Annotated in this window: 4 protein-coding genes; all 4 read right to left on the reverse strand. The window is 63.1% G+C overall.

The window, feature by feature from the left end; translation table 11 throughout:
* Positions 1–2,707, reverse strand: a 2,707-nt coding sequence (locus tag ACXRVY_RS15365; RefSeq protein WP_458237690.1) for a BPTD_3080 family restriction endonuclease, incomplete at its 3' end; no start/stop codon positions are given.
* A gap of 272 nt (positions 2,708–2,979) precedes the next feature.
* Positions 2,980–4,002 carry a PDDEXK nuclease domain-containing protein gene (locus ACXRVY_RS15370; RefSeq protein WP_458237693.1) on the reverse strand — a complete coding sequence of 341 codons (1,023 nt, stop codon included), beginning with the start codon at positions 4,000–4,002 and terminating at the stop codon, positions 2,980–2,982.
* A 95-nt stretch (positions 4,003–4,097) separates the two neighbouring features.
* Positions 4,098–4,283: a hypothetical protein gene (locus ACXRVY_RS15375; protein WP_458237691.1), complete on the reverse strand. Its 186-nt coding sequence runs from the start codon at positions 4,281–4,283 to the stop codon at positions 4,098–4,100.
* Positions 4,284–4,334: 51 nt separating this feature from the next.
* Complete coding sequence (locus ACXRVY_RS15380) at positions 4,335–5,705, reverse strand: RepB family plasmid replication initiator protein (RefSeq protein ID WP_458237692.1); 1,371 nt, start codon at positions 5,703–5,705, stop codon at positions 4,335–4,337.
* Positions 5,706–5,819 lie beyond the last annotated feature (114 nt).

Genomic DNA, 5,819 nt, shown 5'->3' on the forward strand with positions numbered 1-5,819 from the left:
CCCGGGGGTGGCGTTCGGCCACGCGGCAGAACTCGGCTTCCCAGTCGCTGTCCAGCACGACCCAGTTCACGTGGCATCGGTCCGCCGCCGTTTCCCAGCGCGTGGTGCGTGTGGTGGTGAACGACAGGTGTCGCGTGCTGCCCAYCGGGTTGTACGGGTCCAGCACCGCCTGCACGGGCCGGGCATTGGCCAACTCCGCACGCACGATGCCGGCAGTGATGCGCTCGCAGGCCAGGTCGGCCAGGGCCTTGTACATCAGCTGGGCCGGGTAGGTGCCGCCCTTGCAGACTAGATGACCCTCGTCCAACCATTGCTTGACAGCGCGTTTGAGCTGGCCGAATAGGTGCAGCTTGGGCGCTTCGCCGGGCTCTCGCCACTTGTTCATCACAAGGTAGGAGGTCAGCTCGTAGATCACCTGCGACTGACGCACGTCGGCCGTATGTGCCAGCGTCAGGTTCACCTGCTCGCCGATGATGCCGCTCTGCAATGTCTGCGTGGCTCCAACCAGGTCGGGCGTAAGGACCAGGGTGGAGTCTTCGTCAAATGTGGCGCTCACGCGATCTTCCGGCAACTCGACGCGGTAGCCTTGCACCCGCGGGAATCGGATCTCCAGTGCGTCACGCTCTGGGCGCACGGCGTGGACGCGCACGGTCTCGCGCGGCTTCTGCGGCGGAGCGATCACCGGCTCTGCATTGAAATCGAACGGGATGCCCAGCACGTCGGCGTACTCGACGTTGAAGAGCCCCTCGCTGTTCAGCTCGTAGCTCTGCCGGCGCAGCGCGCGGCCGATCACCTGCTCGCATAACAACTGGGTGCCGAAGGCGCGTACACCCAGCACATGGGTCACTGTGTTGGTATCCCAGCCTTCGGTGAGCATGCTCACCGACACGACGCAGCGGATCGATTCGCCCAGGCGGCCGGTCTTGCCGACGGTGTTCATCACCTCGCGCAGCAGTTCCTGGTCGCTGATGCTCTCGGCGGCCTGAGGGTTGCCGCTGCGTTCAACCATTTCGCGCTTGAAGCGCTCGATCTCGGGGCCCGCCACAGCGCGGAAGTTGTCATCCAGCGCCTCGCCGGATTCGAGCTGCTCGCTGTCGATCAGTAGGGTGCGCGGGCGCGCCAGCCAGTTGCCGTGCTCGTCGTGGTTTCGGAACAGCTCCAGCCGGCCGTACTCCAGCTTGCTGGTGCCATCGTCGCTGGTGCGGTCAAAGCCCGAGACATAGTCGTACACCAGTTTCGAGGTGGCGGTGTTGTTGCAGACGACGATGAAGCACGGTGGTACGGCAATACCGGCCTGCTTCCAAAGTTCATACGTTTGCTTGTAGTGGCCGTACAGCGCTTCCAGCGCGGTCAGCAGCGGCGTGGGCAGCTTCAGCGGATCCAGCCCGGTGGCCTTTCCGCGGCCCTTTTTGGGCATGTCCTTGCCGATGTGCTCCCAGAGGTTGCGGTACAGCGGCATCTCGGTGCCGGGGATGTTGTCGGCGATGGGCACGCGCGGCAGCTTCACAATGCCGCATTCGATGGCGTCCATCAGCGAGAAGTCAGACATCGTCCACGGGAACAGCGTGCCTTCCACGTAGCCTGAGCCGCGCAGAAAGAAGGGCGTGGCCGACAGGTCCATCACGCGCGAGATGCCGATTTTTCGCGCCGCTGCCTCCAGGCCACTGATCCACAAGCGCGCGGCTTCGTTGTTGGCTTCAGCTTCCTGCTTATCTTCAGTGCTCAAGGCCTCGTCGGGCGCCGTGGGCTTCTCGCGGTAGCAGTGGTGGGCCTCGTCGTTGATAGCCATCACGTGCTGCAGGCCCATCAGCTCTGGACACACGCGCTGCAGCATCTGGCCTTCGGTTTCCAGCGTCTGCGGCAAATCGCCCGTGCGACCCTTCAGCAGCTGACGGCCACCCTTGGAAAGCTCCATGCGCTCCCGCAGCTTGAAGGCGTGATAGTTGGTAATGACGATCTTGGCGCGGCCCAGGTCTTCCAGCATGTCGGCCGGCACCAGCTCACGGCTGCGGTAGTAGCTATAGGGATCGCTGGGTTGAAGTACCTGCAGCCGGTCCTTGATCGTGATGCCCGGGGTCACGATGAGGAAGCCGCGTGTGAACTTGCGGCTGGTGGGTCTGCGCACGGCATTGACGGTCTGCCAGGCGATGAGCATAGCCATCACCGTCGTCTTCCCCGCGCCAGTGGCTAGCTTTAGAGCGAGGCGCGTCAGGTCTGGGTTCGCCTCATTGCTGGCGTTGCTCAGGTGTTCTAGAAACTGCTCGGCGCGCTTACCAAGCTGCGGCGCGACCTCGGTGAGCCAGACGGCGGTTTCGACTGCCTCCACCTGGCAGAAAAACGGCCGAACGTCACTGAAGGCGTGGTGCCGCCAGTGTTGCAGCAGGCGAGCCGTCTCGGGGGTCACTCCCCAGGTGTTGGGGTCGGGCAGAGTGCGCCACTTGTCGACCTCGGCGCGCACGCCGTTGATGATGCCCGCATGGCTGTACTGCTGCTGCGCGCTGCTGTGCTCGTCGAATTCCAGCCCTTGCTGCTGGGCAGCAGCGCCCTTCTGCTTCTTGGGCTTTGGAATCGGGGTGACGAAGTCAGCGCGGCGCCGCGACTCGGCGACCTTCTGCGTCGGCTGGCCTGCGGCATCCAGCTCCCAGTGGCGCGCTGGGTACTCATATGGGGAGTTGAGGATGGGGTGGTCGAAGAAGGCGGTGCTCATGCGCTTCTAGCGTCGTTGTGCGTTGGCACCGACGAACAAATCCGCATTGCACTTACCCCCAATGATTGGACTATGCCTCTCCCGTATTGTGGAGCACGCGCACCTGCAAGTGGGTTAGCCACAGACCGGAACTTCGTGGTTCCGCATCAAGTGGTCCCCGGGGCTGCGGGGCCGCCGATCAAAGCAACGAGGGGCGGCGACGTGGTGCCAAGACTACGCTTCTGTCGTGTCCGCGTTTGCCGCGTAGGTCGACTACGGCGTGAGGTCAGCGATCACGCCGGGCTGCCCTTCTTCCGGCGCGCTGGCACAGCTGCCACCGGCACAGCCTCCCCCTCCGCTGGCGCGTTCAAGGCATAGAACTCATGCAGTTTGGCTGCCAGCATCTGCTTGTCAGGCAGCTGGGTCTGGTACTGCGCCACCAATGCCGGCGACAGGGTGCGGCTCAGCGCGTACTCCACCACCTCGCTGTCCTTGGACGCGCACAGCAGCACGCCGATGGCCGGGTTCTCGTGCGGCTTGCGCACGTCGCGGTCCAGCGCTTCGAGATAGAAGTTCAGCTTGCCCAGGTGCTCAGGCTCGAACCGAGCCACCTTCAGCTCGATGGCCACCAGGCAGTTCAGGCCCCGGTGGAAGAAAAGCAGGTCGAGCGCAAAATCGCGACCACCCACCTGCACCGGGAACTCCGAGCCGACGAAACAGAAGTCTCGGCCCAGTTCGATGAGAAAGGCGCGGAGCTGGCCCAGCAGGCCGCGGTGCAGATCGGCCTCGGTATGGTCGGTTGGCAGGTTCAGGAACTCGACCGAGTAAGCGTCTTTGAAGACGCCCGCGGCGGCGTCGCCATGCATTTGTGTCAGCGCTGCCGACACTTTTGTCGGACTCAGCACCGCGCGTTCGAAGGTGCCCAGGCTGTACTGACGCTCCAGCTCGCGGCTTTTCCAGTTCTCCTGCACCGCCATGCGCAGATAGAACTCTCGCTCTTCGGGGTGCTTGGACTGGGTCAGGATGATCAGGTTGTGCGTCCACGGCAGTTGTGTCAGCAGCGCTGTCACCTTCTTGTCGGCGCTGTAGGTCTCGTAAAACTGCCGCATCCGGAACAGGTTTCTGCGGGTGAAGCCGCGCTGCCCGGGCATCGTGCGCGCGAGGTGCTGCGCTAAGCGGTCCACCACGCCTTCGCCCCAGACAGCGGCAGCCAGCTTGGCGCTGATGTACTGGCCGATGCGCCAGTACAAACCGACGAGTTCCTTATCGACCGCCTGGTAGGCCCGCTGGCGGGCCTGCTCTATGAGGCCGACCACTTCGGCGAACGCGGTCTCAACAGCCTCGGCGGCGTCTGGTCGGACAACGACGTGGCCAGTGGATGACTTTGCTTTTGATGTGGCCTTGCGGGTGCTCACGCCGGTGTCCCTCCCACCAGCAGGCCTTCGGCCTTCATGTCGGCGCTGATCTGCCTGTGCCGCAGCACGCACATCGGCAGGGTCACGTCCGGGTACTTGCCGCGCCCGAAGAGGTCGCGCAAGACGGCGTCAGCAATGCCCCAGGTGAAGGAAACGATTCTCTTGTGTGTTGCTTGGTCCAATGCAGGTCTACTTTCTTGTTCTGATGCGTGGGGATCAGTGGGTGCACCGCGTCAAGGCTCGCGGTCCATTGCGAATTCAAGCAGCTGCTTGTCGGTAACCTCGCCCGGCCACATCGACGCCGCCAGCCATCGGAAGAACGAGCTGGCTGCAATGCGGCTCTTCACGCCGTCTCGGCGCCAAGCCTTGGCGATGGGCGATGCCAGCTCGCTCACGCGCTCGTCCTCGAATCGCGCAATGTGACTGGCCTTCTCCGCCTCAAGCATCTCTTCAAACAGCGACTTCGCCTGGCTTGACTTGTGATGCTGCCACTCCTCTCGAAGGCGCTGAAGGCGCTCGTCGATGCTCGGCCGCGGAGCGGCACTGTCCGCAGGCGGCTTACCGCCCTCCCCTTCGCCGGCGTATTGCTTCTTCAAAGCGTCGCGCAAGTACGCTGCGGGTGAGTTCAGCGGTGGCAGCGCGGTGTTTTTCATGCGCTGCTCGACGTGTTCCACAGCGGCGCGGAGCGCACCCTCGTCTGTCACCGCGTACAAGTCTTGGGCATCACCGCGCTTGAAGCCGATGGATATGACCCGCTCGACCAGCTCAAGATCGAAGACGTTCTTGGCCGAGTCCCGTAGGCCCGCCAGGGTTGCCTGCGGCTTTGGCAGCACTCGAAATTGCAACTCCTCAACCTTGCGGCCACGTTTGTGTTCAACGACCTCCAGACGGAAGTCTTCGCACAGCGTGTCCAGTTCGGCGAGGGCCTTCTTGATGGTGTCGCGGTGCAGGATGCGGTAGTCGACACTGGTGATGTCACTTCGGCCAGTCAAGACCGAGGCCCACCAGATCACATCCTCACGCATGGTCAGGCGGCCGGGTGATGTGAGGTACCTGGCACCCAGCTCGTAGAGCACCGAGGCCGCATAACTCCGCATCTGCGAACTGATCTCGAGGAGCACCCGGGTGTACTGCGCCGGCTTGACCAGGCGGTCGCGGATTGGCTCGGGATAGGTCCACGTAATCGTGCAGGCTTGGCCTCTGCCAGGCTCATCGATGACGACGGGGCCGAGAAGTTGGGTCGAGGTCCACTGGCGCGCTTGACCGCCGCTGGTGTGCCATTCGATGGTGGTGGCCTGCATGTCGCGGATGTGCGACTTCAAGAGCTCGGTGTTGTTTGACGAAAAACGCGCGTCGTCGATGAGCTCCGACAACAAGATCGAGTAGCTGGGCTTCTCAACGCCCTGCTGTTGTGCGTGATACAGGAAAACGTTGTAGATGCGCCTGGAAAGCAGTGTTAGCTTGCCGCGCTTGGGGCGGATTGCGATCGCCTCGTTCGCTTTGGCGACGGACTGGTCCTCAGGGCGTGTTGCAACCTCCGACGATCTCGGTGATTTCCTCCTCGTCACGACCGGGTGTTGGTCGTCGGTCTCCCGCTGCTCCATCGGAGCCCTTCCTGAAACTCTGAGATGCCATCTTGGCTTCGTATTGTGATTGTGTCAATTCACAGTAAGAAGATCCGGCGTCGCAGGCGACGCCTTGAGAGTTTGAGATAGAAC

Source organism: Pseudomonas sp. P5_A2_2 (assembly GCF_054177685.1).